Raw genomic sequence first — 2,981 nt, 5'->3', positions numbered from 1 at the left:
AGCGCACCATTTTCATATTTTGCAGACTCTATTTTTTCTTCACCTTGTTTAATCTCGATTGGAAGTCTAATTTTTTTATCAATCACACTTGGTCTCTGATTTGAAATCAATGTTTCTGTTTCCTTTTCATCAACTTCTTTTTGAGCCTTGATGGAAAGTATATCTTTACACAGGGTCAACTTGATATTTTCTTTGTTAAATCCTGGAATGTCAATTACTACTTTGAGATTATCTTCATTACGATGCATGTCAATCGGTGGTAAAACAAATTCATAGAATTCTCTTGATTTGTTTCCGATCTCTTTGATTACATCGTTAACTAGTCCCATTTTGTGCTATGTACTCCATTTTTGGTTATAAACCTTGACAGAATTTAGCGTAGCATAATGACGAAAGTTGATTCTTTGAAAATCCTTGATAGTTCAAATTCGATTAGGAGTACAATGAACATGGCAGAAGCATCTGAAATCCATGTCAGCAAATAGACATATTGGATTTCACAGGTGAACTGTGATTGGTTTTTCTGTCTTGGAACGGATCTAGAGTTTTTATTTGAATTCATAGTGCAAGACACATGCAAAAAATGTCCAACGATGAAATCAATGAATTTTTGATAGAAGGAACAAAGACAGGAAAGATTTCATCAATAAGAAAGAACGGATTGCCACATATAGCTCCAATCTGGTTTGTTTGGGAAGATGAAAAAATTTACTTTACAACCCTGAGTGCAACAATTAAAGCAAAAAATATCACAAACAATCCAAATGTTAGTTTTTGTGCTGATGAACAAGCACCTCCTTATTCTTTTGTCATAATTGAAGGCAAGGCTAGCATTACACAAGATTATAAAGGATTGTTGCTATGGACCACAAAAATTGCAAGTAGGTACATGGGAGAAGAGAACTCTGAAAGAATAGGAAAACGCAATTGTGTGGAAGGTGAATTACTAGTCGAAATCACTCCGACCAAAATTCTCGGAATAAAGGAAGTAGCATCTTGATGTTACAACGGAATCATTTTTTGAATATCTTTTTTTGAATTCCGCATAGATATTGGTTATCTACAGAAATCTTACCGTCTTAAACTTTAAAATAAAATTACATACTATTGATTTTATGAAATCTTGGTCAATCATTATGCTAATTCCTCTAGTCTTGTCACTTGGAATCCTTCCGTCCTTACAATCTGAAATTACCCCAAACGCTGAAGCACTGATATCACAGGGAAAAGCTCTGACTGAAATCAATTCGAAAAAGGTTTGCGGTGATATGTTATGCTCGGAAATCTCAGATAACAAAAAAGAAATTAAAAATTCTGAAATTATTACTGCCAAAAAAGGACTGTTCCCATCTGCAATGGATTATGCCGTAACTGGACCCGAGATTGATCCTGAAAAAGGATATGCGGTAATTGAAATCGGTGATGGTCTCTATTGGATTACTGATGGTAACTATCAGATGATGTTTCTGACAACCGGGGAAGGTGTCATAGTTGTTGATGCCCCCATGGGTTTGGGAGACAAAATCCAACAAGCAATATCTGATGTTACATCAGAGAAGGTTACACATCTAATTTACACACACATCCATAAAGACCACGTCGGTTCAGCTGGCATATTTCCAAAAGATACAACATACGTTTCTCATATTGATACTGCAGATCACTTGGCAATGAAAAATGATTCACAACGACCAGTCCCTACAGTTACCTTTGATGATAAGTATATCTTGATGGTGGGTGACCAAGTTCTTGAATTATCCTACATTGGACCATTCCATTCCAAAGGAGACATTGTGATCTACTCTCCAGCACACAAAGTCATAATGGCAGTCGATTTGTTTCATCCAAAAGCCGCACCGTTCCAATACTTTGGGATTGCAAGAGACATGGGAGAGCACATTGCAGCACATGATAAGATCTTGGCAATGGATTGGGACATCATAATTTCGGGGCATGAACCAATATTGGGTACTCCTGAGCACCTGAAATTCAACAAAGAATTCACACTGCAGGTATTAGATAATGCAATTATTGCAATGCAGACAACTCAACCAAGTGCAGATTACTTTGGTGATTTGGCAGACAAGTGTGCTGAATTGACTGTAGAACAATACCCGGATCTCAAAGACATCAAAGTCAGTCCGGTTGAAAACTGCGTCTCCATGGTTTTCTATGCCATGATCGACTAAACTAATTTTTGTATCTATTTTTATCACAATTTAGTGTTGTGGTTTATCAGAAATCAAAATCCATTACTACTCTTTTCTAAAAAAATTCTTGAAGAATAAGACAACTAACTTCCACGTGGGTGCATTTTCTAACTTCCTACCATAACCCCAGTACAATAAGTATGGGATTATGGATAGAGCGGTAAAAATTAATGTACCCAAAAGAGCACCTAAACAAGATCCTGATTGTTTTTAGGCTTTGTGTTATCATCATTTGTTAATTATGAACTATTGTCTTCATTATTTTTAGTGTTGACAGATTTTCCAATTGCATATTTTCCTTGATTTTACAAGAAATCTTGTTTTTATTACTGAATATTGATAATTGCTATTGATAGATTTTTAATTAATTAATTTCTCTGTTTTGATAACTTATGATAATTGTAATTGAAGGTGGAGACCAAGCAGGAAAACTAACTCAATCAACTATGTTGGAAAAAGCCCTTAAAAAAAGAAAGGTCAAAACTAAACTATTCCATTTTCCTGACTACAAAACACCAATCGGAAAAGAAATCAGACAATATTTGAGGGGAAAAAGAAAATTTCCTCCACAAGTAATTCATTGTTTATTGGCTGCAAATAGATGGGAAAAACTTGACGAGATTTTAGTAGCACAAGAGAAAAATTCTGTTTTGATTATGAATAGATACTACCACTCTAATCTGGTTTATGGAATTGCAAATGGCATGAAACAAAATTGGCTTGAAAATCTTGATGCTGGACTTCCAAATGCAGATCTTGTAATTTTACTTC

At 35.0% G+C, this 2,981-nt stretch carries 4 protein-coding genes; 3 read left to right on the top strand and 1 reads right to left on the bottom strand.

What is annotated here, in order from left to right; genetic code table 11:
* Nucleotides 1-329 (bottom strand): archaeal heat shock protein Hsp14 (gene hsp14 / locus OEW78_RS10315; RefSeq protein ID WP_300327206.1); only part of this gene is annotated, 329 nt, incomplete at its 3' end.
* A gap of 245 nt (nt 330-574) precedes the next feature.
* Here hsp14 and OEW78_RS10310 point away from each other — a divergent pair.
* From OEW78_RS10310 to OEW78_RS10300, 3 genes are all read left to right on the top strand, one after another.
* Nucleotides 575-1,000 (top strand): PPOX class F420-dependent oxidoreductase, encoded by a 426-nt coding sequence (locus OEW78_RS10310; RefSeq protein WP_300327205.1) that lies wholly within the window; start codon nt 575-577, stop codon nt 998-1,000.
* A 115-nt stretch (nt 1,001-1,115) separates the two neighbouring features.
* Nucleotides 1,116-2,189: an MBL fold metallo-hydrolase gene (locus OEW78_RS10305; protein WP_300327204.1), complete on the top strand. Its 1,074-nt coding sequence runs from the start codon at nt 1,116-1,118 to the stop codon at nt 2,187-2,189.
* A 413-nt stretch (nt 2,190-2,602) separates the two neighbouring features.
* The coding region (locus OEW78_RS10300; RefSeq protein WP_300327203.1) for a thymidylate kinase at nt 2,603-2,981 on the top strand (379 nt) is incomplete at its 3' end.

The sequence above is a fragment of the Candidatus Nitrosopumilus sp. genome (assembly GCF_029882185.1).
GTDB lineage: Archaea > Thermoproteota > Nitrososphaeria > Nitrososphaerales > Nitrosopumilaceae > Nitrosopumilus.
The sequence above is the reverse complement of the archived record's forward strand: the minus strand, read 5'-3'. Positions and strand labels throughout refer to the sequence as shown.

What these genes read in the sequence shown, in the direction of transcription:
- OEW78_RS10310 (WP_300327205.1), top strand. Translation starts at nt 575, where the DNA reads ATGCAAAAAATGTCCAACGATGAAATCAATGAATTTTTGATAGAAGGA.
- OEW78_RS10305 (WP_300327204.1), top strand. Translation starts at nt 1,116, where the DNA reads ATGAAATCTTGGTCAATCATTATGCTAATTCCTCTAGTCTTGTCACTT.